Source organism: Streptococcus sp. XMC (assembly GCF_021341835.1).
GTDB lineage: Bacteria > Bacillota > Bacilli > Lactobacillales > Streptococcaceae > Streptococcus.
In genome coordinates this window covers 766,193-792,528 of sequence record NZ_JAJTNQ010000001.1, presented here as the reverse complement: position 1 = coordinate 792,528, position 26,336 = coordinate 766,193, and the positions used below count along the sequence as shown (strand labels likewise).

Genomic DNA, 26,336 nt, shown 5'->3' with positions numbered 1-26,336 from the left:
GATGACGCGTTTTGCCTTACTCGTAAGAGGAATCAATGTTGGCGGCAAGAATAAGGTGGTCATGGCGGATCTGCGTCAGCAATTGACGGATCTAGGCCTCGGCCAAGTGGAAACCTACATCAATAGTGGCAATATCTTCTTTACGACGGATCTTTCGCGGACTCAATTAGTGGAGGATCTGTCGACCTTCTTTGAGAACCATTATCCCTTTATTGAGCGTTTTTCTCTGCTGAGTCGAGAAGACTATGAAGCAGAATGTGCGAACTTACCGGAATGGTGGACAGAAGAGATGGCTCGTAAGGATGTCCTCTTTTACACCGAGGGTTTGGGTAGGGAATCCGTAGAAGAGAAGCTGCTGGCTTTAGATTTAGGAGAAGAAGTGCTCCACTTTGGCAAGCTAGCGGTTTTCTGGGGGAAATTCTCAGAAGAAAGCTATGCTAAAACGGCCTACCACAAACACCTGATGAAGATGCCTTTCTATCGCCAGATGACTATTCGCAACGCCAACACCTTTGACAAAATCGGTACATTACTTAAAAAATAAAAGGAGAACACAATGACATTATTAGCAAAAATCAATGAAACAGCAGCATTTTTGAAGGGCAAAGGAATCGAAGCTCCTGAGTTTGGTTTGATCCTTGGATCAGGTCTTGGAGAATTGGCTGAGGAAATCGAAAATGCCGTCGTAGTAGACTACTCTGACATTCCAAACTGGGGTCAATCCACAGTAGTCGGACACGCTGGTAAATTGGTTTATGGTGATCTTGCTGGACGTAAGGTATTGGCACTTCAAGGTCGTTTCCACTTCTACGAAGGAAACCCATTGGAAGTGGTGACTTTCCCAGTTCGTGTCATGAAAGTTTTGGGCTGTAAAGGAGTGCTTGTAACCAACGCTGCTGGAGGTATCGGCTTCGGTCCTGGTACCTTGATGGCTATTACTGACCACATCAATATGACAGGTCAAAACCCATTGATCGGTGAAAACTTGGATGACTTTGGTCCACGCTTCCCTGATATGTCCAAAGCTTACACTCCAGAATACCGCGAGACTGCTCATCGAGTAGCGGACAAATTGGGTATTAAATTGGATGATGGAGTTTATATTGGTGTGACTGGTCCTACCTACGAAACTCCAGCTGAAATCCGTGCGTATAAAACACTTGGTGCAGATGCTGTTGGTATGTCAACTGTTCCAGAAGTCATCGTTGCAGCACACTCTGGCTTGAAGGTTCTTGGTATTTCATGTATTACCAACTTTGCAGCTGGTTTCCAAGAAGAGCTCAACCACGAAGAAGTAGTCGAAGTGACAGAACGCGTTAAGGGCGACTTCAAAGGATTGCTAAAAGCGATTCTTGCTGAACTCTAATCCAATGAAAGCACGACTCCAAAGTCTGCCCTCCGGGCTGAGGTTGCTTCTAGCCACCTTATCATTAGGAATAGGGACGGGTCTGGTCGGAATTGCCTGTCATTATCTACTAGAAGGGGTGCAAGGACTGGCCTTTGGCCAAGCTAAGTCGGATTTACTCCAGCAATTTCAAGAAGCTGGAGGTCTACGTAGATTTCTGGTCTTATGTGTGACTGGGTGCTTGGCAACTGGCTTCTGGTATATCCTGCAAAGACGTCATAAGATCCTGTCTATTCGCCATCAAATGGACTTAGCTGGAGACAGGGAACCAGCGCCCTTAGCCCACCTCCTTCATGCAGGGATGCAGGTTGCGATTGTCGGAGCAGGTGCATCGGTCGGAAAAGAAGGAGCCCCACGTGAGGTCGGGGCTCTTCTAGCTGGTCGCTTGGCGAAGGGATTCTCACTAGCTCTCAAAGAGCGGAAAGTCTTGATTGCCTGTGGGGCTGGAGCTGGTTTAGCTGCGGTCTATCAGGTCCCCTTTGCCAGTAGCTTGTTTGTCTTTGAGACCTTAGGACTCGCCTACAGTTGGCAGAACCTTCTACTGGTTTTGACCAGCACTTATCTGGCCAGCTGGGTCGCTCAGCCCATCGTTGGTCAGGAGGCCATTTATCACCTGTCCGCAGTCTCCTGGTCGGCTAGCAGTTTCTTACAGGCTATCCTGATTGTCTTATTAGTCACTCCCTTGGCTCTGGTCTTTGCTTTCCTCGCCAAGCGGGCTAGTCACAAACGGCGGAAGGATGGGACGATTCTTTGTTCTCTTCCTCTAGCCTTTCTAGTGCTGGGGAGCTTAGTAGCCTTTTTCCCTATCTTTATGGGAAATGGCCAGGTACTGGCGCAAGCCCTCTTGTCTAGCCAGTCGATTCCTTATCTTCCACTGGCTCTTGCAGTGAAGGGGCTTTTGGTTTATCTGCTCTTGCGCAATGGTGCCTATGGAGGAACCTTGACACCATCATTTGCCTTAGGGATTGGATCTGGTTACCTAGCGACCTTGCTTTTGACAGTCCTTGGGATTCATCTGGATCCTGCCCTAGGGATGTTACTTGGAGCGACCGTCTTTTTAGGGACGACCCTAGAAGCTCCTCTGACAGCCATTGCCCTGAGCCTTGGATTTACAGGCCAAACTTGGAGTTTGACAATCCCGCTTCTACTTGCGACTGGTCTGTCATACGTGATTCGAAAGAGATGGGAGAAGAAACGATGAAGGTACATTTTGTACTGCATGAAACCTTTGAAGTGCCGGGTGCTTATCTAAAATGGGCACAGGAGCGTGGCCATCAAGTGACCACGACTAAAGTCTATGAGAATGAAGCCCTACCAGAGACAGTGGATGAGATCGACTTTTTAATTGTGATGGGAGGTCCTCAATCGCCAGATGAAGATCGAGAAGCTTTTCCATACTACGATCCTCAGGCAGAGATCGAGCTGATTCAAAAGGCCATCAAGGCAGATCGTTATATTGTTGGGGTCTGTCTTGGTGCCCAGCTCCTGTCTGTTGCCTATGGTGCAGAGTATGAACATAGTCCGGAACGTGAGATTGGGGTTTTTCCAATAATGCTTACTAAAGCTGGTTTAAAAGATGAACATGTCAAAGTTCTTGGACCGATTCTAAATACAGGTCACTGGCATGGTGATATGCCAGGATTGACAGAAGATGCTGTCGTTCTTGCGACCAGTCAAGGCTGTCCACGTCAGATGATTCGCTTCAGTCCGAAACATTATGCCTTCCAAGCCCACTTGGAATTTGATCCAGAAGCAGTCGATCTCTTGATTGCTGCTGACGGTGAAGATGTCATAGAAGAACAAAGTCAAAAATTGACCTTTGTTCAAAACCCTCAAGCCATTCGTGATTACGATTATCGAGAAATGAATGCCAAACTCTATGAATTTTTGGATTCATTAACAAAATAAATATAAAAAAGAAAGGTAGAGCATGTGTTCTGATTTGAACACGAGCGGAAAGCTCGGAAAATAGATAATCTGACTGAGAAATCAGGATTTCTCGTCAGATTCCTAATTTTCAGTCGCTTTCTGGTCGCTCTTTGTATCATAAACTATGTCTATCCATATTGCTGCTAAGCAAGGTGAAATTGCTGATAAAATTCTTCTTCCTGGAGATCCTCTTCGTGCGAAATTTATTGCTGAGAATTTCCTTGAAGATGCTGTTTGCTTCAACGAAGTCCGTAACATGTTTGGTTACACGGGTACTTATAAAGGTCATCGTGTTTCTGTCATGGGAACTGGAATGGGGATGCCATCGATCTCCATCTATGTGCGTGAATTGATTGTCGACTACGGTGTGAAGAAATTGATCCGTGTGGGAACGGCTGGTTCTTTGAACGCGGATGTGCATGTTCGTGAATTGGTCTTGGCACAAGCTGCCGCAACCAACTCAAACATCATCCGCAACGACTGGCCTCAATACGATTTCCCTCAAATCGCTAGCTTTGATCTTTTAGACAAGGCTTACCACATTGCCAAAGACCTTGGTATGACTACCCACGTCGGCAATGTCTTGTCTTCTGATGTCTTCTATTCAAACTACTTTGAAAAGAATATCGAGCTTGGTAAATGGGGCGTGAAAGCTGTGGAAATGGAAGCAGCGGCTCTTTACTATCTTGCTGCCCAACACCATGTCGATGCTCTTGCCATCATGACCATTTCTGATAGCTTGGTTAATCCAGATGAAGATACGACAGCTGAAGAACGTCAAAACACTTTCACAGATATGATGAAAGTTGGTCTTGAAACCTTGATCGCAGACTAATGACAGAAAATCTTCATGATGAGTGGCTTTACGACCTTCAAACCTACCAGTATAGTCGAGCCCTTCGCTCTGCTAAGAAGCAGAAGGGAGTGCCGGAGCTGGTTCTGACCTTATTGCAGTTAATGGCCGAGCGTCGAGAGCTCAATATACAACCGATCATGAACCAAAAGTTGAGAACCGAGTTGCTAGAAGCGACTGGTTTTCAGCTTTTTTGGCATGAGGATCCAGAAGAGGAACAGTTGGCCAACTACCTTTATGACTTAGAAGCCAAGCTGCGAAATGAACAGATCATTGACTTTATTCGGGCTGTTAGTCCGGCTATCTACCGGATCTTTATGCGCTTGATTGAGTTGCTGATCCCTGATATTGCAGACTACATTCACAACTCCAAGGAGTCCAGCTATGACCATTGGAAGTTTGACAAGATCCGTGCATCGGACCATCCAGCCTTGCAGATTTTCCATAGCGAGAGTGCAGTCAATTCGTCCAGTTTGACGGAGTTGATCTTGCTCTTAGACTTGCCGAATTCCACCAAGGATGCAGCCAAGCAGCTGCGGGAGTTGGAGAAATCTGTCCGCAATCCTCTAGCTCACTTGATCAAACCCTTTGATGAAGAGGAACTCCACCGGACGACTGGATTCTCTTCCCAGCATTTTATGGAGCTCTTGGTGAGTTTGGCTCAGGAGACGGGGATTGTTTACCAGCGAGAACCTTTTTATTTCGATCAGGCCAATGCTGTTATCGAGGCACTCTTGTAAGGAGGAAGACATGGATAAACTGAAAGAGTTGCAAGAAATCATTGATCAGAGTCAACGGATCGTCTTTTTCGGTGGGGCAAGCGTCTCAACAGAGTCCAATATCCCTGATTTCCGGAGCTCTGATGGTGTTTATAGCGTCACTCTGGGGCGCCATTTTACGGCTGAGCAACTGGTCTCTCATACCATGTTTGAGCGCTATCCAGAGGACTTTTTCGACTTCTATAAGAAATACTTGCTCTACCCAGATGCCAAACCTAATGCAGCCCATCGCTATCTGGCTTGGCTGGAAGAGACCGGTAAGCTCAAGGCAGTGGTGACGCAAAATATTGATAGTCTCCATGAAATGGCAGGGTCTAAAAAAGTCTTGAAACTCCATGGTAGTGCCGACCGTAATTACTGTACGAGTTGCCAGCGATTTTATGATTTAGAGTCCTTTCTAGCTTTGGAAGGGACTGTTCCACACTGTCTGGACTGTGGTAATGTCGTCAAGCCGGATGTAACCCTCTACGAGGAACCTCTCGATATGGACGTCTTTAGCCAAGCAGCCCAAGCCATCCAAGAAGCTGATTTGCTGATTATCGGTGGTACCTCCCTCGTCGTCTACCCAGCAGCCAGCTTGATCCAGTATTTCCAAGGGAAGAAGCTGATCGTTATCAATAAGACTAGTATCCCACAGGACAAGCAGGCAGACCTGGTCATCGAAGGGAAAATTGGTGAAGTGTTTTCGAAATTAAGACAATAAAAGAACACCTGAGAGAAGTGGAAATCCACTTGTTTCAGGTGTTTTTATTAAGCGAGGCATTTTTAGCAAGTCTATAATAATGATGGTGATTATGATATAATGAAATAAATTTCCCAGGAGGAGAGTATGAAGAAGGTGAAGATTAAGAGGAAATATGTCCTTCTTGCTTTAGTTAGTCTGTTTTTTGGCTATATCGGTCTGCGATATTACATCAAGCCTGAGTGGTTTGATTCAGAACATATCTACTATAGAATAAAAAATTATAAGCTGAAAGAACTAAAAAAACAAAAGAAGATCATTCAGTCTGTCAATATTGAATTTTTTTATCGAGAGGATGTTTCTGTTCCATGGGAAGCTTCACTGGGTTGAGTCAACAAGAAAGGATCTTGATAAATACTTAACGCCCATCATGCATGTGACTTTTACCGATGATACCAAGGCAGATATACCAATTGATACTTCTTATGAAGGGCCAGCATTTAGTGATAATCTATTGGATGATAAATTGTATAATCAACTGCGGTATCGATTTCCTAAATTTGAAAGTGACGATGACACAAGCTTATTAGACTATGTTTTACTGATCTATTCAAATGACACACTTTACCAGGATACGGATCTAAAAGAGATAGTCAGTTTTCAGTTTAAAGATCCCATCATTCAGACCGATCAAACTTATTATAAATATGTCACAGAAACACAAAAAAGTATTTTTCCAGTTTACTTTATGCAACAGAAGGATGAGTATGCAACCTCAAATATGATAGAATTTTTGGAGGACGCCGAGAAAAGAGAAAATAGAAATTATGTCGATACCTGGCCAAACTATGGAAATGTTACATTGGATGCTCATATTTCAAGTTACGGTAGACGATACTATTATTCGGATGAATTCTCAAATCTACCATTAAATTTGATGCCAACTGGTAACCAGTTAAATATGACAATCACTTACACTATGGTAGACTATGGGGATGATGATGGTGTTTATAAAGCTTGGTCCACTTCGAAAACTTACACCGAATCGAATAAAGATGAATATATTACTGAAATTTTAATACCAAATCAAAACAAGAGAGTGGGACAGAAATCGGTAATTCGTTAGAATTCGATTTCGTCGTCCCACCTCCGCACAGTTGAGTAGGGCTGTAAAAGCTGATGAAATCAGCGTAGTAGAGCCCACTCAACCACTGCGTCTTGCTCAACAATCCAAAAATAATTGAGAGGCTAGGACTTTTGTCCCAGCCTCTTGTTTTTACAGTAGGATGTTTAAGATAGGATCCGCAAAGTCGTCATCAAATAGATTGATGTTAGAAAAATTATAACTCTTATCGATAGCTTTTGGGGCGATTCTTCCGATATTGAAAGTTTTTTTATTTTCCTTTATCGTGGCTGTTTTGGGCGTTTGTTTGATCAAATCCGGTAGTTCGCTAATGATTCGTTTGTATAATTGGCGAAAATCGTGACCAACCTCTTGTTTTAATTGGTTTTCCCGCTCATTGATCCTGCGATTGAGATCCTCTATATCGGGTTCAGACCAGTTAGAAGTAATCGTAAAAGAATACCCTGTAGAAGTAGCTGTATCCATATGTACTTTATAACCAGATGAATGGGTTATAAAAGTATCTGTGTAAGCTTGTTGAATAGCTTCTAGTTCTTTTTCAGTAGGGGTGTAATAGACTTCAATAGACTTAGTCATTTCCTTTGACTTATCACTTATACTATCTTTTATATTCGTATCGTATTCACCCTTTATTTTCTTCTCTACAATTTGATAAACATCTTCTAAATTGAATGGTTTATCAGCAGTGGAAAAAGTCTCTTGAAGAACAGCTTTATCTGTATCATTTTTCTTTTGAATGTGATAAACCAACGTATAGTTGGCATGAGGTTTTCCGTAAAACCATAAGACGGTTTTGCCTTGAGAAGAAATTTCTTTTCTCTCAATCTCTACATCCTTGTTCTGTTCATCTACAAGCCGTATTTTTTCGGTAGAGTAGTTTTCGAGATTCTTTGCTGAAATAGTCACGAAATACATCTCGTTTGATTTTTGAAAATTTGAAGTGTTTTGGTCCGTATCAAACACTCCATTGTCAACGGTTTCAATGCTGATAGAAGAACTTAAAAAGTAAATCAGTAACAACATCGAAATTAGAATGGAGAAAATCCATATCAGTCTTTTCTTAATCTTTTTGCTCATACATACTCCAGTTACAGTGTGAGTTTTTAAAAAATAGCGGTTGTTAAAAGCATCGTTTCAACGATACTGGTCAAACATAGTGCCTCTATTTTAACATAGGTGATCAATATTATCTATAGTCGTCATGGAACCTCAGATCTATGGAAAAGTCTTATTTTTGAAAAAAGAAATGGTTACTTTTCGATTTAAGGAATTTTTGTTTCTGAATTTACTCTACATTTTGAAAATTGTTACTGATTATGGTTTAATGAAAAGAGATACTATTGTAATGAAATAGATTTTCCTTGGAGGTGAGTATGAAGAAGGTGAAGATTAAAAGGAAATATGTCCTTCTTGCTTTAGTTAGTCTGTTTATTGGCTATATCGGTCTTCGGTATTATATCAAGCCAGATTTGATCGATTCACAGCATATTTATCATAAAGTTTATAATTTAAAAGTCACTCATAAAAAGAGGCAGATAAAAGTTATTCAGGATATTAATATCGAATTTATCTATAATGAAGATGGGCTGAAACCTACAGATGGTCAGTGGGAAGAGTCCACAAGAACAGATTTAAAATCTGAATGGAATCATACTATCTTACATCTAACATTCACTGATAAAACAAAATTAGATATTATATTTGACAATCATAATAGAGGTACACTGTTTAGTAATGATAATCATAATTATAAACATTATGCAAAAATAGCACGACGTTTCCCTGGAATTGAATACGGTGACGGGAGTGCCTCTCGAACCTATCTAATGCTATACCAAGGTGATACTATCTACCAAAGTACCAGTGATCAATATGTAGTTACTAGTTTTCAGTTAAAAAATCCAAAAACACAGAAGCTACAAACATACTATGAGTATAATGTTGCTCCTGAATTTAATTTTTTCCAACCGATATATTTTTTGCAAGATAAATCTTTTTCAGCAGAAGAACGGCAAGAATTTTTTGATGATTATCATTCGGATGGTAGAAGAAATTATTGGATACGTAGTTCTGATGAAATATATGGTGGTTCCGATAGTGTGTTAAATAATAGATTTAATATCGAGTTAAATGAGTATCCGTATCAATTGTTTTATTCTGAAGAATTTACTAATTTACCAATTCATAATACTATGTCAGGTGATACCTTTAAAACGACCATAACGGAAACGTATGTGATGGGTCAGCAACAGGATCATAAAGGGATCAGAGTTCAATCTAGATCAAAAACTTATACAAATGAAAATAAGGACCAATATGTGACTGAAATTCTTAATAAAAATATTAATAAAAAATAAAACAACTCCAGATTGATAGAGCCAATCTGGAGTTGTTTCTTTAAGGGTATATTTCGCTTAATGGTTCTGTCAGAGAGTTCAAATCAGTTATGGATAGGTCTGAATAACTATCATCAGAAGAAAAGCGTTCTCTACTAATACTGAAATCTGCTTTACCCTCTATTTCATCCAGTTTACTTGTTTCTTTTATCATTGTTGGTAGTTCAGAAATAATTGTTTGATACACTTTCTTTGGATTATTTTTGAACTCCTTTTTTAACTGATCTTCTCGTTCATCAATTTTTCTATTCAGTGCATCAATGTCTGGAGGAGCCCACTTATAGAGAATTTCAAAATCATAATAAGAATCATTTACGAAGGATAACTGGAGCTGATAAGTGTCATACCAGTCCTTTATAAATGCTTCCCAGTATGCTTGGGCTATTGCTTTTTTCTCTTTATCCGTCGGAGTGTAGTAAATAGCGATATTTCCCCAATTATTGTCAAGATTTTGTAGTAAATTTTCTTTTATTCTTTCCTTCATACTCTGTTTTAAAACAATTTTTCCAGTCTTTTCGACTTCAGATAAGTTTGTCTTATTGGAAGGAGTAGTAAAATCTGTATCCTCTTTGATGTTGGAATAATCATCCTCATACACAAGTTTATATTTAGTATCTGGTTTACCAGCAAACCATAGGGTGTAATTTTCATCGGACTTACTATCAAATGTTAGGATGGTTTGTTCATGGTTTTGTTGATCTAAAATGCTAATATCAGATTCAGACAAATCCTTATGGTCAATAACTGAAATTTCAACATAATAGCGATTGTCGGCATCTTTCATATTAGCTACTGGTTTAGTGGATTCCAGAAAGCCATTTAGTTTAACATCAATACTAATATTAGGATTAGTTGAAGCAACATCAGTAGTTTTCGGATTTGAGTCATAGTTTACAGCCAGAAGTCCAATGATAAATATAATGGCAGCAAAAGACAGAATAGTTTTTACCTTCATAGTCCCTCCTTATTTATCAAATTGGACTTCCTCAAGTAAGTATTCGATAAATTTCTCACCCATCTTAGAGAGGCTAGCTTTCTCGTGTTGGATGTAGACCAGCTCTATTGGGTCGTCGATATCTAGCGGGATGGAGACGATATTGTCTCCGTTGAGGTTGCTGTTAAGGATACCGGTCGCAATAGTGTAGCCGTCCAGACCAATCAAGAGATTGAAGAGGGTGGCACGGTCACTGACGACGATGGACTTTTTGTGATGCTCTTGGGAAAGGATCTCTTCTGAGAAGTAGAAGGAGTTGTGGGTCCCTTGGTCGTAGCTGAGATAAGGGAAGTCTTCTAGATCTTCTAATTTCACCACTTCTTTGTTAGCTAGAGGGTTGGTCTTGCTGACGAAGATATGAGGTTGGGCAGTAAAGAGGTGGGTTGCCTTGAGGTGGCTATCATCCAGCATTTTTGAAAGGACATCCCGGTTATAGCCATTAAGGAAGAGGACACCGATCTCACTACGGAAGTTCTTGACGTCATCGATGATTTCCCAGGTTCTGGTCTCCCGTAGGAAGAGCTCGTATTTCTCCATATCGCTTTTCTTGAGGAGAGAGACGAAGGCTTCGACTACGAAGGCATAGTGCTGGGAGGATACGCTAAAGAGCTCCCGGTTGGCTACTGGGTTTTTATAGCGTTCTTCTAAGAGTTGGGTCTGCTCGACGACTTGACGGGCATAAGAAAGGAACTCCATCCCATCCTTGGTCAAAGTGATTCCTTTGGGATTACGGATGAAGATATCAATTCCCATTTCTTTTTCCAAGTCCCGCACAGCATTGGACAAACTTGGCTGGGTGATGAAGAGTTGCTTGGACGCCTCATTCATAGAGCCTGTTTCGACGATTTTGATAATGTAATGTAATTGTTGGATTCTCATGCTTATATTTTAACATACTTTTGACAGAAAATCCCAGCTAGTATCAGTCTCTAGAAGGATTTTTCCCTATAAAACAGGTTTAGAATTGAAGGATTGATTGTAGCTTGATAGAATGATGACAAATAGTGCTTAGGAGGCCTTATGAAAAGAATTGTTCAATGGTACAAAAAATGGAACCAGGAACTGGAGACCAAATTTTTAGCCAGTTTAGTAAAGATAAACTTTATGACCAATTTACTGATCTTTCTTGGTTTGTACGTCTTTTTAATTCTAGGGAGCTTACCAGGAAATATCCAATCTTTGGGTTTCTGGAATGCTATTTTTGGAGTCGCAATATACAGTGTTACAATTCTTGTTCATGCCCTAGTAGTTAGTTATTTTGTTCCCAATATCTTTGTGATTTTGTATGCTATTTCTCGCTGGTCTACGATACAGGCCCAGACCTTGGAAAAGGAACTGGTCGGTGTCTATGAAGAGAAAGAAGAGGAAAAAATTAAACGAAGGGTTAACAATCGCAAGTACTTTGTGATCCTTTGGATAGGAGTCTTTGGCTGTATTCTGGAATCCTTTGTTATCTATTTAGTAAAGGATTTGACAAATTATGATTGGACCAAACAGCTCATCAATGATCAGAAGCATACCATGGTTTGGTCAGAGGCTCTTCCGACGATTCTTACTTTGGCACTGATTTCCTTCATAGCTCTGGTCATCTATTCTTACCGAGACGCCAATTCTTTATCTCCACTTTTAAATATCTTTTGTATTAGTGGGATATTGATGGGATTGGTATTGTTAGCGGTGTTTGACATCCAGTTGCAAGTCATCGGTTGTCACACGGTCTTCTTGTTGGTTTTTTCTATTAGTCTCCTGCGGACCAGGATAAAGGAGTGGGAGGGTGCTGATCCCATTAAGGCCTATGACAATCCAATTCTCCAGCGCTTTCACCTGATCCTCTACCAATCCAAACACTGGACTTGGTTGGCAGTCGTCTTTGCCCTCCCCTTGTTAGCAGTATTGGTCATGGCCCTCATGCTCTTTGGTCAACGTCCTGATAGCTTGGTCAAGGCTTGGACCAATACGGCAGATTGGACCTTTTCGGAAAAGATCCCTCCTCAGAATCTCATCATGGATGAGCACTATCTCTGTACAGTTGCGGCTGGTGGCCATAAAAAGGTTGTCAAACCCCAACGGATGGGAGTCCGGCACGGTCATCCTGTTGTGGTGAATCGCCAGCTCTGTATTGCCAATGCCTTTGAGCAGGTGCTAGAAGAAAAGACGCCACGATTCCATCGCTTCTTGCGTCGTAATTATGATCGCTATGGTTATCCCTTTGCCAAACATATCAAGAAGAAATGGGCCATGGATATCATTTACTATCTGATGAAGCCCCTGGAATGGCTCTTCTTGTTGGTTCTCTACTTGGTCGATCGCAAGCCTGAAAATCGCATCGCTTTACAGTATATCCCACCGGTACCAGAAGGCTTTTCTCCTGAGACAGAAGGGAAATGAGCGGAGCTATCGGGCTTCTACTTGACAAGCGACAAGGAGAGCGATATAATGAGACAAATTTAACCTTTAAGGGGTCCAGAGAGGCCTGCAAGGAAAGACAGAAAAAAGATCAGCAGACCGAGTCTAGCTGATCATTTGTAGGACCTTGCTTTTGCGAGGTCTTTTTTGCTGGAAGAAAGAAGAGGAAACCAATGGTCAGTGATAGCTGTAAAAAACGGTTTGGAAAAATCATGATGGAAGACATGGAGTTAATCGCTCAAGAAGAGATTGCGCCACGGATTTTTTCAATGGTCTTGAAGGGGGAAATGGTGGAGCAAATGTTGCCGGGGCAGTTTCTCCATATCCGTGTACCGGATGACTCTAAGCTCCTCCGCCGTCCTATTTCTATCTCAGAGATTGATCCAGACAGCCAGACCTGTCGCCTCATCTATCGGGTAGAAGGGGGAGGGACAGCCATCTTTTCTCACTTGCCTGTCGGTAGCTTCCTCAGTGTTATGGGCCCTCAAGGAAATGGCTTCGACCTAAAAGGTCTTGGTCAAGGGGCGCGTGCCTTAATTATCGGCGGAGGGATCGGAGTGCCTCCTTTGGTCCAAGTGGCTAAACAGCTACATGAGCAAGGAGTAGAAGTCCATTCTGTCCTTGGCTTTGCCAATAAAAAAGCGGTTATCCTCGAAGAAGAATTGAAGCAGTACGGCCAAGTCACCATTACAACAGACGATGGTTCTTATGGTACCAAGGGTTATGTGTCAACAATCATTGATCAGATGGACCAGGAGTTTGAGGCTATCTATTCTTGTGGGGCACCTGGCATGCTCAAATATGTCAATACCAAATTCCATGACCATCCTCGCGCCTATATTTCTATGGAATCGCGTATGGCCTGTGGGATGGGTGCTTGCTATGCCTGTGTAGTGCATCTGGAAAATGAAAGCCAAGCAGCTAATAAGCGCGTGTGTGAAGACGGACCGGTCTTTGAAACTGGTACGATTGTGATGTAGGGAGGAAAGTATGACAAGTAATCGATTAGCTGTATCCTTACCAGGATTAGACTTGAAAAACCCCATCATTCCAGCTTCTGGCTGTTTTGGCTTTGGTCAGGAATATGCCAAATACTATGACTTAGACTTATTAGGATCCATTATGATTAAGGCGACAACCGCTGAGGCTCGCTTCGGAAATCCGACACCACGTGTTGCTGAGACGCCTGCAGGCATGCTCAATGCTATTGGTCTCCAAAATCCAGGCGTAGACGTGGTCCTAGCAGAGAAACTCCCTTGGTTGGCCCAGAATTATCCAGATTTACCGATTATCGCCAACGTAGCTGGCTTCTCCAATGAAGAGTATGCGACGGTATCTGGCAAGATCTCGCAAGCGCCAAATGTCAAGGCCATCGAGCTCAATATCTCTTGTCCCAACGTAGACCATGGCAACAACGGCCTCTTAATCGGACAAGTTCCTGAGTTGGCCTATGATGCAGTAAAAGCAGCGGTAGAAGCGTCTTCAGTCCCTGTCTACGTTAAGTTAACCCCTAGTGTGGCCGATATTACTCAAGTAGCCAAGGCTGCAGAAGATGCGGGTGCGAGTGGCTTGACCATGATCAACACGCTGGTCGGGATGCGCTTTGACCTCAAGACTGGCAAGCCCATCATTGCTAATGGCACCGGAGGTATGTCAGGACCAGCTATCTTCCCGGTAGCCTTGAAACTCATCCGCCAAGTAGCCCAATCTACCAAATTGCCGATTATTGGCATGGGTGGCGTTGATTCGGCAGAAGCAGCTATTGAGATGTTTATTGCGGGTGCCTCTGCGATTGGAGTTGGAACTGCTAACTTTACAGATCCATATGCTTGTCCCACCATTATCCAAGACTTACCAAAGGTCATGGATCAGTATGGAATAACTAGCTTGGAAGATTTGCGTCAGCATGTCCGAGAAAATCTATTATAAGGATTATCGAGAAAATAAAAAATGCCTGCTGGCTACAACCCCAACAGGCTACTGAGTAAGCTACAACTAAAACAACCCTTACTCAGCATACAAAAATTTTACAGGAAAATCGGATTTTCGTCAAGAATTTGACATGTTGGTGAATCTTCCCTAGTCGAAAGATGAAAAAAACAGATTGAATCCGAACGTTTTATGATTATTTCTTGACTTTTCTTTCATATCGTACTACAATGTAGAAAAACCTTTAAAGTGGTCCAGAGAGGCTCCTAAGGTCTAGACGGTGAATCAGGGTAGATACTACCTAATTTTCGTGTAACCTTGCCTCGGGCAAGGTTTTTTTGTGGAATAAATGTCAGCCATAAAAAGGAGAAACCCATGCGTGAAGAACGTCCCATCATCGCCCTCGACTTTCCAGCTTTTGAAGATGTCAAAAACTTTCTAGAACATTTCCCAGAAGATGAAAAACTTTTTGTAAAAATCGGAATGGAATTTTTCTATGCAGTCGGACCAGAAATTGTTCACTATCTGAAAGGTCGTGGCCACAGCATTTTCTTAGATCTAAAATTGCACGACATCCCAAATACGGTTAAGTCAGCCATGTCTGTCCTAGGCACCTTTGGTGTGGATATGGTGACAGTTCATGCGGCCGGTGGTGTAGAGATGATGCGCGAAGCCAAAAAGGCACTTGGACCAGGTGCTAAGTTGGTGGCGGTGACTCAGTTGACCTCTACCAGTGAGGAAGACATGCGTGATTGCCAAAACATCCAAACTACTGTCCAAGAATCCGTAGTGAATTATGCTCGTAAGGCGCAAGAAGCTGGCTTGGACGGCGTTGTCTGCTCAGCCCATGAAGTAGATTTGATCAAGAAAGCTACATCAGAAGAGTTTGTCTGTGTCACCCCAGGGATCCGTCCTGCAGGAGCTGAAATTGGTGACCAAAAACGGGTCATGACCCCACAAGAAGCCCATGCCATCGGATCAGACTACATCGTGGTTGGACGTCCGATCATCCAAGCAGAAAACCCATGGGATGCTTATCATGAAATTAAGAGACAGTGGAATAGTTAAGAACGTCTAAGAAGCTGTGCTTCAAGACGTTCTACGGGAAGCCCGATAGGGCCTTCCCTAAACTATTCACTAGTATGAATGAAAGAAATAAAATTGTTTCTTTCATTCATACGTCGGAACACTAATCGCTACTAAAAGTGAAACTTTTGTAGCTCTACGGGAAGTCCTATGGGACCTTCCCTAACGCATTCACTAGATCTCAGAAGAGAAAATGATCGTTTCTCTTCCGAGAGCGTCGGAATAATAATTGCAAGTAAAAGTAAAACTTTTGTAGCTCTACGGGAAGTCCGATAGGATCTTCCCTAACGAGTTCACTAGATATAGAGGATAAAAATGATCGTTTTATCCTCTAAATCGTCGGAATGAATAGAGCCTGATAGGGCCTTCCCTAAACTTTTCACTAACCTGTACAGTCATTTAAAAATCAATTATTGATTTAATTCGTATTCGATTAAAATCGTAAAAAGGAGTTATCATGTCATTAGCTAAAGATATTGCTAGCCATCTTCTAAAAATTGAAGCCGTTTATTTAAAACCAGAAGAGCCTTTTACTTGGGCGTCTGGGATCAAGTCCCCTATTTATACGGATAATCGTGTGACCCTCGCTTATCCAGAAACTCGTACTTTGATTGAGAATGGCTTCGTGGACAAAATCAAGGAAGCTTTCCCGGAAGTCGAAGTGATTGCTGGAACGGCAACTGCGGGGATTCCTCACGGTGCTATTATTGCGGACAAGATGAATTTGCCATTTGCCTACATCCGTAGCAAACCAAAAGACCATGGAGCTGGTAACCAGATAGAAGGTCGTGTACCACAAGGTCAAAAAATGGTGGTAGTGGAAGATTTGATTTCTACTGGTGGGTCTGTCTTAGATGCTGTCGTAGCTGCGAAGCGTGAAGGAGCGGACGTCCTTGGTGTCGTAGCTATTTTCACCTACCAATTGGAGAAAGCCGATAAGAAATTTGCGGAAGCTGGCGTTCAACTCGAAACCTTGTCTAACTACACTGAATTGATTCATTTGGCAGAAGAACAGGGTTATATTACTTCTGAAGGTTTGGAACTGTTACGCCGTTTCAAAGAAAACCAAGAAACCTGGCAAGACTAAAGTATAATGGAGGAGGGCCAACGCTTGGCTCTCCTTTTGTTTTTGTGATGAAAGGAAATTTTATGGAGCTTAAAAGACGGATTCGTCTGAGTTTAGAAGAAAAAAAGCAGTGTGAACAACTTGTGAGAGCCTGTCACCAAATTGACCATACTTATCGCTTGCCCTATTTGGATAATCTCTACAATGCTGATCCTACGATGCCAGCCTTTATCCTTGCATTGGTGGAGGAGCAGCTAGTTGGATTTTTGTCCATCTATGCGGATGAACCCAAGGAAGCAGAGGTTCAGCTCTTTGTGACACCTTCTTTTCGTAGACAAGGGATTGCCCGTTCCTTGTGGGATGATTTCAAGAGCTTGGCAGAGGAGTACCAATTGGAAAACCGCTTGTATGTATCAGAACTTCGCTTTTTGGACCAGCACCCAGACTTACTTAGCCATTTTCATTTAGTGGAGGCAGAGGAGGAAGACCACGAACTGTGGTTGGAGGCTCCATGTAAAGTCACTGACCATGAGAAGAGAGAAGGGCTGATGGTGTTGGAAGCTGAGGAGTCCATGCTCCAAGAGGTCGCGCATTTTCAATCCAAGGCTTTCGAGACGGATCTTGACTATGCCCTCAAGTATGCGACCGAGTCTCTCGAGGGGCTGGATACCCGTCTCTTTGTCTTGCGTGACCAAGAGCAAGTTCTTGCTTCTGTTACGGTGGATCTATCTCAGGGAACGACCTATTTCTTTGGATTAGCCGTTGACCCGGATCATCTCCGTAAAGGGTACGCACGCTATCTCTTACGAAGTGTGATGAATCAGATGGCTGCAGAAGTGGAGCAGCAATTTCAGATTGTCGTTGAAAAAGAGAATCAAGCAGCCCTGAGTCTTTATCTAAGCCTTGGCTTCATCATCCAAACTGAAGTCCTCTATTTGATGGAGAGCCGATAGAAACCAGCTAAATCACTATTTTTTTGCTATAATGGAGCTATGTTAGTAAAAAGTAAAAATATCTTATTTGGATTGCTCCATCTGGTCATGTTGCTCCTGATGGTGCACTGGTTTGTCATTAGTGTCGTCTACCTAAAAGATATTTCGGGATGGGGACTTGTAGTTGGGGGACTTGTCTTTCTCCTAGCTTATCTTGGTCGCTCCTATCTCAAAAGAGCCTTTGCCTGGTTGATGAAACACAAGACTGGATTGATGCTGGGAGCGATTCTGGTTCAGATTGTTTTTATGCTGTCTGCGGAACTCTTTATCCGTCGGGATGCTGCAGTTGTCTATACGGGAGCCTTTGGCCTTCTAAAAGAGTCCTCCATTTCTAGCTACCTGAGCCGGAATCCCAATAACCTTCCCTTGTTCTTGTACGAACGCTTTTTCTACCAAATCTTTGGTGGGGCAGGCCTCTGGGTCATGCAGATTCTCAACATAGTATTTGTGAATGCAGGAGCTATCTTCTTGTATCGTTTAGGGCTGAAACATTATGACCAAAAAGTAGCAGACTGGGTGTATACGCTCTATGTGGTCTTAATCTGTTACTCGCCTTATTTTTACTCCATGTACACGGACATTCCGCCTCTTCCTCTCATCGCCTTGCAATTAGGGCTAGCCTTGGATCTCTTAAAAGGGGGCGACAGTGGTGCACAATGGAAAACATCCTTGTGGCTTGGCCTCTTATCAGGGCTTACTATGCTGATCCGTCCGACGACTATTATTGTCGTGATGGCCTTTTGGATGGTCCTCTTCTTTAAAGGGCAGTGGAAGGTCTTTGGAAAAGTCTTTGCTTTAACCCTTTTATCAACCGGTCTGGTCTTTGGAGCTCTGAATACAGCTGTCAAACACCAAACGGCTGTTCCTATTTTAAAAGGGGATGGTCTGGCTAAAGGACCGCTCTTGTTTATTAACTTGGGCTTGACGGATATTGGTCACAACCAAGCAGATATGAAAGAGGGTCTCTTGAAATATGTCGATGAAGATAAGCGAGACGAGTACAATAATGGGATGTTCAAGAACGAATATATCATGAAAGAAATCAAACGGCGCTTGAAGGAATATGGTCCGATTGGACTCCTGGGACATCTTTATACAAAGCAATCCTTGACAGTGGCAGAAGGGACACTTGGTTGGCTCTATCGGGATGTTGAATACGAAAAGACTCCGGTCATTAACCCTCTTTACGAGCCTTATACCAAGGATTTACCAGTTGCCAAATGGATTCGTACCTACTTCTTAAGTACAGATCGTCCTCAGTACCGTTTTTATGAGTTCGTCAAACAGTTGGTTTGGATTGTGATGGCGGCTGGCCTAGTTCTAGTCTATCTCAAGAAGAAGAACGATGACGAATTCCACTTCCTATCGCTTGCTGTCTTTGGTGGTCTTCTCTTTTTGACCATCTTTGAAGGTGGCAAGACTCGTTATCTGATCCAATTTCTACCACAAATTCTCTTGTTAGCCTCTATTGGTTTGGCTGCTGGTCCAAGGAAATCCCAAGAGAACGGTTAATTATTTTATGCTGTAAGGAGAAGCGATGGAACATTCAAGATGGCACCAATTGCTTAAGGAGCAGCTTCCAGAGGGCTACTTTAAGCAAATCAATCAATTTTTAGATCAGGTCTATGCATCAGGGACCATCTACCCACCTCGTGAAAAGGTTTTTCAGGCCTTAAAGACAACGAATCTGGAAGAGGTTAAGGTTGTGATTCTGGGTCAGGATCCCTATCACGGTCCTAGTCAAGCGCAGGGGCTCAGCTTTTCTGTACCGGATGACATCCCAGCACCTCCATCCTTGCAAAACATTTTAAAGGAGTTGGCGGAAGATGTGGGGCTTAAGCCTTCCCATGACTTGACACCTTGGGCAGAGCAAGGGGTTCTCTTACTTAATGCCTGTCTGACGGTACCTGCTAGCAAGGCCAATGGGCACGCTGGCCTGATTTGGGAAGAATTTACAGATGCAGTTATTCGCCTAGTCAGCCAAGAGGATGAGCATGTTGTCTTTATTCTGTGGGGTGCCTATGCTCGGAAGAAGAAGTCTTTGATTGATGCAAGCAAACACTTGATTATTGAAAGTGCCCATCCCAGTCCCTTATCGGCCTATCGCGGTTTCTTTGGCTCCCGTCCTTTTTCAAGGGCTAACGCTTATTTAAAGGAGATGGGTCGCGAGCCGATTGATTGGCTGTGAAGTTAGGAAAATAGAAAGAAGAAATAATGCCACAGTTAGCTACAATTTGCTATATCGATAATGGAGAAGCGTTTTTGATGCTTCATCGCAATAAAAAGCCCAATGATGTCCATGAAGGAAAATGGATCGGAGTTGGTGGAAAATTAGAACGCGGGGAAACTCCTCAAGAGTGTGCTGCTAGGGAAATCCTTGAAGAAACGGGTCTAGTTGCTAAGCCAGTTCTAAAAGGAATTATCACCTTCCCTGAATTTACACCTGACCTGGACTGGTACACCTATGTCTTCAAGGTGACCGAATTTGAAGGGGAGCTCATCGAGTGTAACGAAGGGACACTGGAGTGGGTGCCTTATGATCAAGTCTTAAGTAAGCCAACTTGGGAAGGGGACCACACTTTTGTCGAGTGGCTCTTGGAGGATAAACCCTTCTTTTCAGCTATGTTCCGCTATGATGGGGATCGCTTGCTAGAGACCCATGTTGATTTCTATGAATAAAGGAGTAGAAGATGTTAGTCATTAAAAATGGTCGGGTAATGGACCCAAAAACTGGTTTGGACCAAGTATGTGATCTCTTAGTAGATCAGGGGAAAATTGTGGAAATAGGTCCATCTCTTTCTTATGAAGGAGCCCAAGTTATCGATGCGAGTGGCAAGGTGGTAGCGCCAGGTTTGGTGGACATTCACGTTCACTTCCGGGAACCAGGTCAGACCCATAAGGAGGATATTCACACTGGGGCTCTTGCAGCTGCAGCTGGTGGTTTTACGACAGTCGTCATGATGGCCAATACCACTCCAACCATCTCGGATGTCGAGACCTTAAAAGAAGTCTTGGATTCTGCTGCTAAGGAAGCCATCCATGTCAAGACCGTTGCGACGGTTACCAAGAACTTTGATGGCCAACATCTCACCGACTTTGAAGGCTTGTTACAAGCTGGAGCTGTCGGTTTCTCAGATGATGGGATTCCGTTGCAAAGTACAAAGGTAGTCCGTCAGGCCTTGGAAGAAGCCAAACGTCTGGGGACCTTCATTAGTCTCCACGAAGAAGACCCAGAGTTGAACGGCATTCTGGGACTCAATGAGCACATTGCTCGGGAGCACTTCAAGGTTTGCGGAGCCACTGGTGTGGCAGAATACTCTATGGCAGCGCGTGATGCTATGATTGCTCACGCGACTGGTGGCCACCTCCACATCCAACACCTCTCGAAAGCAGAGAGTGTCAAGGTTGTCGAGTTTGCCCAAGCAATCGGTGCTCCTGTTACAGCAGAAGTAGCTCCTCAGCATTTCTCTAAGACCGAAGACCTCTTGCTGTCTAAGGGAAGCAATGCCAAGATGAATCCGCCTCTTCGTCGGGAAGAGGACCGTCGCGCAGTCATCGAAGGCTTGAAGTTAGGAGTCATTACCGTAATCGCAACGGACCACGCGCCTCATCATGCGGATGAAAAGAACGTAGCCGATATCACCAAGGCTCCTTCCGGCATGACAGGATTAGAGACCTCTCTATCGCTTGGTTTGACCTATTTAGTCCATGCAGGAGAGCTTGGCTTGATGGAACTCTTAGAAAAAATGACCTATAATCCCGCTAAATTATATAATTTTGAAGCGGGCTATTTGGAAGTCGGTGGACCAGCGGATATTGTGATCTTTGATCCGGATGCTGACCGTTTAGTGTCTGATCATTTTGCTTCTAAGGCAGCCAATTCCCCGTTTGTCGGTGAATCTCTCAAGGGACAGGTAGCTTATACCATCTGCCAGGGCAAGATTGTCTACCAAGCCTAAACCTGACTTAAAAATAAGAAAGTCAAATTGAAAGCTGGACGAATGAGGAGTATATGAATAGTAGAAAAATACTAGAGATGATCTTGTATTGTTTGGTCACTTTTCTGGTCTGCTTTTTTCTGGTCAATTGGCTCCTTCCTTCGGCAGAACCAGTGATGACCAAACCGTCAACAAGTGCCAAAAAGGAGGTAGTCACCTATGTAGCGATTGGGGATTCCTTGACCAAAGGCGTAGGAGATAGCACCAATCAAGGAGGTTTTGTCCCTCTGCTCGCTCAGAGTTTGACCAATGAATCCGGTCTTGAATTCAAAGCGATCAACTATGGTGTTTCTGGTAACACGAGCGGTCAAATTTTGTCACGTATGCAGGAGAAAAAGGAGATTCGAAAAGACCTGAAGAAGGCTCAGTTACTGACGATTACTGTCGGGGGCAATGACCTGCGAAAGGCCATTCTTGAGGATACCAGTAACTTAGATCTGGACCGCTTCGAAAAAGCATCGAAGACCTATGAGAAAAATCTCAAACAGATTATCGAATTTGCCCGCAAGGACAACCCGGATCTGCCCGTTTACGTGGTGGGGATCTATAATCCCTTGTATCTCAATTTCCCCGATCTAACGGAATTGCAGACACTTGTCGATCAGTGGAACCAAAGAACGGAGGAGACCCTCTCTGCCTATCAAGGCGTCTACTTTGTTCCGATCAATGACCTCCTCTATAAGGGCATTGATGGCAAGAGTGGGGTGACAGAATCCGAATTAGGAAAAGAGACTGTGACCAATGATGCCTTGTATGATGAGGATAGTTTCCATCCCAATAATACTGGCTATGAGATCATGAAAGAAGCCGTACTGGAGAAAATACATGCAACTGAGAAAAAATGGTTCGAGCGAGAAGAAGGTTAAACCAGCAACCACAGGACCTCATTTTAAGGAGAGACGAGGAAAAACGCCGATTAACATCTGGAAATGGCTCTTTCTAGGCTTGGTCAGTTTCTTGCTGGCAACAAGTCTAGTCGTATGGACTCGTTTCTCAACGGTACGAGAGGATGTCCAGCAACTACAGACTCCTAGCCAAGGAGGAGATGTCAAGATCGGCAGTATGACCACAACTAGGGCTCAACTAAATGAAACCATCAAGGTCATGCTTAAAAGTTATCATTTGAGTGATTATCAACTGTATGCAGACAACCAACAGATGTTACTAGAGGGGAAGATGGACTTTTTAGGAAAGGAGTACCCGCTCTATATCTATTTCCAGCCAAGTAAGCTAGAGGATGGGAGTATCCTCCTGACCCTCAAGGATTTTTCGGTTGGGACCTTGAAATTTCCTAAGAAGACCGTGATGCAGGTGCTGTCTACAAACAAGGATCTACCTGACTTTGTAAAAATTGATAGCAAAGAAGCGACGATCAAGATCGAGCTTGCTAAGATTAAAAATGAGATGGATTTCTATGTCAAGGCCAATACCATTGATCTATACAATGATCAAATCATCTTTGATCTCTACAGGAAAAAATAAGAAGATCAGGCGAAAGTAAGAAAGCGACTTTCGCCTTTATTTTGTTTCTATTCAAAAAATTCAGAATATTGTAGAAAATTCTTGACATTCAATTTTTCCTATGCTAAAATACTAAACAAGACATCAATCAAAGGAGAAAAGTCAAACATGAAAACAGCTAAGTTTATTCAATTTGCTTTGTTGTTGAGGTACTCGGGCTAGTGCAAAAGCATTAGTCCTGTTTGGCTTACCAAGCGGGAGTAACAAAACATCTCGCTTAGGTAACTGGCGAGATGTTTTTATTTTATTCACTATGTTTAGAAAAGAGGAGACCCTATGCGTAAAGTTGAATTTTTAGATACCAGTCTTCGGGACGGTGAACAGACTCCAGGAGTCAATTTCTCCATTAAAGAAAAGATTGCCATTGCCAAGCAATTGGAAAAATGGGGCATTTCTGCTATTGAAGCAGGTTTTCCTGCAGCCAGTCCGGATTCCTTCACAGCTGTGCAAGAGATTGCGAAGGTCTTGACCAAGACTGCTGTGACAGGTTTGGCTCGCTCCGTTAAATCCGATATCGATGCTTGCTATGAAGCCTTGAAAGACGCCAAGTATCCGCAAGTTCACGTCTTTATCGCAACGAGTCCCATTCACCGGGAATTTAAACTCAACAAGACCAAGGAAGAAATTCTTGCAGCGATCAAGGAACACGTTTCTTATGCGCGTTCTAAGTTTGAAGTTGTTGAATTCTCGCCCGAAGATGCGACACGGACGGAATTGGATTTCCTCTTGCAAGTTGTCCAGACTGCAGTCGATGCTGGTGCTAGCTACATCAATATTCCTGACACAGTCGGTTTCACGACACCAGCAGAGTACGGAGCTATTTTCAAATACTTGATCGACCATGTCAAGACAGATCGTGAGATTATCTATTCCCCTCATTGCCATGATGATCTAGGAATGGCGGTGGCTAATAGCCTCGCCGCTGTCAAGAATGGAGCTGGTCGTGTCGAAGGAACCATCAATGGCATCGGGGAACGGGCTGGAAATGCTGCACTTGAAGAAGTAGCGGTCGCCCTTAATATTCGCGAAGACTATTTCCAAGTGGAGAGTCCGATTGTCCTTAATGAAACCATCAACACCTCTGAGTTGGTCTCTCGTTACTCTGGGATTCCAATTCCTAAAAACAAGGCAGTGGTTGGCGGCAATGCCTTCTCACACGAGTCTGGGATTCACCAGGATGGAGTCCTTAAAAATCCTCTTACCTATGAAATCATCACTCCTGAGTTGGTGGGTGTCAAGAGCAATAGCCTCCCTCTTGGAAAATTGTCTGGTCGCCATGCCTTTGTAGAAAAACTGCATGAGTTGGGACTGGAATTCACAGAAGAAGACATCCAGCCATTGTTTGCTAAGTTCAAATCTCTGGCAGACAAGAAACACGAGATCACTGATGCCGATATCCGCGCCCTTGTTGCCGGTACAGCAGTGGAAAATCCAGAAGGCTTCCACTTTGATGATCTTCGTCTCACAACCAATGAAGATGAAAGCATCACTGCAGCAGTCAGTCTGAAAAATGAAAATGGTGAAATTCTTGAATACCTTGCCAAAGGTCAAGGTTCAGTGGAAGCAATCTTTAATGCTATTGATCAATTCTTCCATCAAGAAGTTCGTCTGACTTCCTACACTATTGATGCGGTGACAGATGGGATTGATGCCCAAGCGCGTGTACTGGTCACTGTTGAAAACGAAGCGACGGATACCATCTTTAATGCTTCTGGTTTAGACTTTGACGTATTGAAGGCGTCAGCGATTGCCTATATCAATGCCAATACCTTGGTGCAAAAAGAGAATGCTGGAGAGATCGGTCACATTGTATCCTATCGTGATCTACCAGATGCTTAAAGGAGAACACTATGACGAAGAAGATTGTCGCCCTAGCTGGAGACGGGATTGGACCAGAGATCATGGAGGCTGGCCTGTCCGTGCTGAAAGCAGTGGCAGAAAAAACAAATTTTGACTATTCAGTCCAAGATCATCCATTTGGGGGAGCAGGGATTGATGTGGCTGGTCATCCTCTACCAGCTTCTACTCTAGAAGCTACAAAGGAAGCGGATGCCATTCTCTTAGCGGCTATCGGATGTCCTCAGTATGACCAATCACCGATTCGTCCGGAGCAAGGCTTGTTAGCTCTTCGTAAGGAGCTCAACCTTTATGCTAACATTCGTCCGGTCAAGATTTACGACTCCCTCAAGCACCTCTCTCCTTTGAAGGAGGAGCGCATCCATGGTGTGGATTTCGTAGTAGTTCGCGAGCTCACCGGCGGGATCTACTTCGGAGAGCATATCTTAGAAGAAAATCAAGCACGGGATATCAACGACTACTCAGTTGAAGAAGTGGAGCGAATCGTGCGGAAGGCTTTTGAGATTGCGCGGGGACGTCGCAAGAAAGTCACCAGCATTGATAAACAAAATGTCCTCGCAACCTCCAAACTTTGGAGAAAAGTAGCTGATCGAGTGGCTCAAGACTTTCCAGATGTGACCTTGGAGCACCAGTTGGTAGACTCAGCAGCCATGCTCATGATTACCAATCCTTCTCGCTTTGATGTCATCGTGACGGAAAACCTCTTTGGTGATATCCTCTCAGACGAGTCCAGTGTCTTGTCTGGCACTCTTGGGGTCATGCCATCGGCTAGCCATTCAGAATCAGGTTCAAGCATGTATGAGCCTATTCATGGATCAGCTCCAGATATTGCAGGTCAAGGCGTGGCGAATCCAGTCTCGATGATCCTCTCTGTTGCCATGATGATGCGAGAAAGCTTTGATCGAGAAGAAGATGCTAGCCGCATTGAAAAAGCAGTGGAAGCTACTCTTGCTGCAGGGATCTTTACGAGAGACCTAGGAGGCAGTGCTTCGACAAAAGAAATGACAGAAGAGATTATAAAACGCTTATGAGTGTAAAAGGAATGATTACTGGCTTGATCCTTCTATGGAATCTCTTCGTAGGGATTCTCTACGGAGTTGATAAGGAAAAGGCCAAAAGAAATACTTGGCGGATACCAGAAAAGACCTTGCTCTTTTATGCTTTTGCAGTTGGAGGGCTAGGAGCGTGGATAGGAGGGCTACTCTTTCATCACAAGACACAGAAGTGGTATTTTAAGGTCACCTGGCTCTTAGGAACCCTTCTCACACTTTACACACTCTACGCTTTATGGAGGTAAGG

28 protein-coding genes are annotated in these 26,336 nt (G+C 43.4%); 25 read left to right on the top strand and 3 right to left on the bottom strand.

Annotated elements, in window-relative coordinates; translation table 11 throughout:
• Position 1 precedes the first annotated feature (1 nt).
• From LXO72_RS03710 to LXO72_RS03670, 9 genes are all read left to right on the top strand, one after another.
• Positions 2-544, top strand: coding sequence for a DUF1697 domain-containing protein (locus LXO72_RS03710; RefSeq protein ID WP_233331563.1), 543 nt, complete (start codon positions 2-4; stop codon positions 542-544).
• Positions 545-556: 12 nt separating this feature from the next.
• Positions 557-1,366 carry a purine-nucleoside phosphorylase gene (locus LXO72_RS03705; protein ID WP_233331562.1) on the top strand — a complete coding sequence of 270 codons (810 nt, stop codon included), beginning with the start codon at positions 557-559 and terminating at the stop codon, positions 1,364-1,366.
• Positions 1,367-1,370: 4 nt separating this feature from the next.
• Entirely contained in the window at positions 1,371-2,606 is a 1,236-nt protein-coding gene (locus LXO72_RS03700; RefSeq protein ID WP_233331561.1) for a chloride channel protein, read from the top strand.
• Positions 2,603-3,313, top strand: a complete 711-nt coding sequence (locus LXO72_RS03695; protein ID WP_233331560.1) for a type 1 glutamine amidotransferase — start codon at positions 2,603-2,605, stop codon at positions 3,311-3,313. Before LXO72_RS03700 ends, LXO72_RS03695 begins: the two co-directional genes overlap by 4 nt.
• Positions 3,314-3,458: 145 nt before the next feature.
• On the top strand, positions 3,459-4,169 hold the full coding sequence (deoD, locus tag LXO72_RS03690; protein ID WP_233331559.1) for a purine-nucleoside phosphorylase: 711 nt from the start codon (positions 3,459-3,461) through the stop codon (positions 4,167-4,169).
• Positions 4,169-4,927 (top strand): hypothetical protein, encoded by a 759-nt coding sequence (locus tag LXO72_RS03685; protein WP_233331558.1) that lies wholly within the window; start codon positions 4,169-4,171, stop codon positions 4,925-4,927. Before deoD ends, LXO72_RS03685 begins: the two co-directional genes overlap by 1 nt.
• Positions 4,928-4,937: 10 nt before the next feature.
• Positions 4,938-5,669 carry an NAD-dependent protein deacylase gene (locus LXO72_RS03680; protein WP_233331557.1) on the top strand — a complete coding sequence of 244 codons (732 nt, stop codon included), beginning with the start codon at positions 4,938-4,940 and terminating at the stop codon, positions 5,667-5,669.
• A 126-nt stretch (positions 5,670-5,795) separates the two neighbouring features.
• Positions 5,796-6,038, top strand: coding sequence for a hypothetical protein (locus LXO72_RS03675; protein ID WP_233331556.1), 243 nt, complete (start codon positions 5,796-5,798; stop codon positions 6,036-6,038).
• Complete coding sequence (locus LXO72_RS03670) at positions 6,004-6,774, top strand: hypothetical protein (protein WP_233331710.1); 771 nt, start codon at positions 6,004-6,006, stop codon at positions 6,772-6,774. Before LXO72_RS03675 ends, LXO72_RS03670 begins: the two co-directional genes overlap by 35 nt.
• A gap of 150 nt (positions 6,775-6,924) precedes the next feature.
• Here the strand turns inward: LXO72_RS03670 and LXO72_RS03665 are convergent, their stop codons facing one another.
• Positions 6,925-7,869, bottom strand: a complete 945-nt coding sequence (locus tag LXO72_RS03665; protein WP_233331555.1) for a hypothetical protein — start codon at positions 7,867-7,869, stop codon at positions 6,925-6,927.
• A gap of 296 nt (positions 7,870-8,165) precedes the next feature.
• Between LXO72_RS03665 and LXO72_RS03660 the strand changes: the two genes are divergently transcribed.
• Positions 8,166-9,149, top strand: a complete 984-nt coding sequence (locus LXO72_RS03660; protein ID WP_233331554.1) for a hypothetical protein — start codon at positions 8,166-8,168, stop codon at positions 9,147-9,149.
• A 40-nt stretch (positions 9,150-9,189) separates the two neighbouring features.
• Here LXO72_RS03660 and LXO72_RS03655 read toward each other — a convergent pair whose 3' ends face one another.
• Together LXO72_RS03655 and LXO72_RS03650 are read right to left on the bottom strand one after the other, a co-directional pair.
• Complete coding sequence (locus tag LXO72_RS03655; protein ID WP_233331553.1) at positions 9,190-10,143, bottom strand: hypothetical protein; 954 nt, start codon at positions 10,141-10,143, stop codon at positions 9,190-9,192.
• A 9-nt stretch (positions 10,144-10,152) separates the two neighbouring features.
• Positions 10,153-11,061 (bottom strand): LysR family transcriptional regulator, encoded by a 909-nt coding sequence (locus LXO72_RS03650; RefSeq protein ID WP_048689847.1) that lies wholly within the window; start codon positions 11,059-11,061, stop codon positions 10,153-10,155.
• A gap of 141 nt (positions 11,062-11,202) precedes the next feature.
• Between LXO72_RS03650 and LXO72_RS03645 the strand changes: the two genes are divergently transcribed.
• The 15 genes from LXO72_RS03645 (at position 11,203) to LXO72_RS03575 (ending at position 26,334) form a co-directional block, all read left to right on the top strand.
• Positions 11,203-12,570 (top strand): DUF6688 domain-containing protein, encoded by a 1,368-nt coding sequence (locus LXO72_RS03645; RefSeq protein ID WP_233331552.1) that lies wholly within the window; start codon positions 11,203-11,205, stop codon positions 12,568-12,570.
• Between the two features lie 191 nt (positions 12,571-12,761).
• A complete protein-coding gene (locus LXO72_RS03640) occupies positions 12,762-13,568 on the top strand; it encodes a dihydroorotate dehydrogenase electron transfer subunit (protein WP_233331551.1) in 807 nt (268 codons plus the stop codon).
• A gap of 10 nt (positions 13,569-13,578) precedes the next feature.
• Positions 13,579-14,517, top strand: coding sequence for a dihydroorotate dehydrogenase (locus LXO72_RS03635; RefSeq protein WP_233331550.1), 939 nt, complete (start codon positions 13,579-13,581; stop codon positions 14,515-14,517).
• Between the two features lie 375 nt (positions 14,518-14,892).
• The gene (pyrF, locus tag LXO72_RS03630; protein WP_023023089.1) at positions 14,893-15,585 is read left to right on the top strand and encodes an orotidine-5'-phosphate decarboxylase; all 693 of its coding nucleotides are present in this window, start codon (positions 14,893-14,895) and stop codon (positions 15,583-15,585) included.
• Between the two features lie 475 nt (positions 15,586-16,060).
• The gene (gene pyrE, locus LXO72_RS03625) at positions 16,061-16,690 is read left to right on the top strand and encodes an orotate phosphoribosyltransferase (protein WP_233331549.1); all 630 of its coding nucleotides are present in this window, start codon (positions 16,061-16,063) and stop codon (positions 16,688-16,690) included.
• A 62-nt stretch (positions 16,691-16,752) separates the two neighbouring features.
• The gene (locus LXO72_RS03620; RefSeq protein WP_233331548.1) at positions 16,753-17,622 is read left to right on the top strand and encodes a GNAT family N-acetyltransferase; all 870 of its coding nucleotides are present in this window, start codon (positions 16,753-16,755) and stop codon (positions 17,620-17,622) included.
• Between the two features lie 39 nt (positions 17,623-17,661).
• Positions 17,662-19,173 carry a glycosyltransferase family 39 protein gene (locus LXO72_RS03615; protein ID WP_233331547.1) on the top strand — a complete coding sequence of 504 codons (1,512 nt, stop codon included), beginning with the start codon at positions 17,662-17,664 and terminating at the stop codon, positions 19,171-19,173.
• A 25-nt stretch (positions 19,174-19,198) separates the two neighbouring features.
• Entirely contained in the window at positions 19,199-19,849 is a 651-nt protein-coding gene (locus LXO72_RS03610; protein ID WP_129822102.1) for a uracil-DNA glycosylase, read from the top strand.
• Between the two features lie 26 nt (positions 19,850-19,875).
• Complete coding sequence (locus tag LXO72_RS03605; protein ID WP_006596439.1) at positions 19,876-20,340, top strand: NUDIX hydrolase; 465 nt, start codon at positions 19,876-19,878, stop codon at positions 20,338-20,340.
• A gap of 11 nt (positions 20,341-20,351) precedes the next feature.
• A complete protein-coding gene (locus LXO72_RS03600) occupies positions 20,352-21,620 on the top strand; it encodes a dihydroorotase (RefSeq protein ID WP_129822101.1) in 1,269 nt (422 codons plus the stop codon).
• A 53-nt stretch (positions 21,621-21,673) separates the two neighbouring features.
• The gene (locus tag LXO72_RS03595; RefSeq protein WP_129822100.1) at positions 21,674-22,525 is read left to right on the top strand and encodes an SGNH/GDSL hydrolase family protein; all 852 of its coding nucleotides are present in this window, start codon (positions 21,674-21,676) and stop codon (positions 22,523-22,525) included.
• Entirely contained in the window at positions 22,485-23,141 is a 657-nt protein-coding gene (locus LXO72_RS03590) for a YpmS family protein (RefSeq protein ID WP_129822099.1), read from the top strand. Before LXO72_RS03595 ends, LXO72_RS03590 begins: the two co-directional genes overlap by 41 nt.
• A gap of 315 nt (positions 23,142-23,456) precedes the next feature.
• Positions 23,457-25,019: a 2-isopropylmalate synthase gene (locus LXO72_RS03585; RefSeq protein WP_129822098.1), complete on the top strand. Its 1,563-nt coding sequence runs from the start codon at positions 23,457-23,459 to the stop codon at positions 25,017-25,019.
• Positions 25,020-25,030: 11 nt separating this feature from the next.
• Positions 25,031-26,068 (top strand): 3-isopropylmalate dehydrogenase, encoded by a 1,038-nt coding sequence (gene leuB, locus LXO72_RS03580; RefSeq protein ID WP_129822097.1) that lies wholly within the window; start codon positions 25,031-25,033, stop codon positions 26,066-26,068.
• Complete coding sequence (locus tag LXO72_RS03575) at positions 26,065-26,334, top strand: DUF1294 domain-containing protein (RefSeq protein WP_048689804.1); 270 nt, start codon at positions 26,065-26,067, stop codon at positions 26,332-26,334. The genes leuB and LXO72_RS03575 overlap by 4 nt, the downstream gene beginning before the upstream one ends.
• Positions 26,335-26,336: the final 2 nt, after the last annotated feature.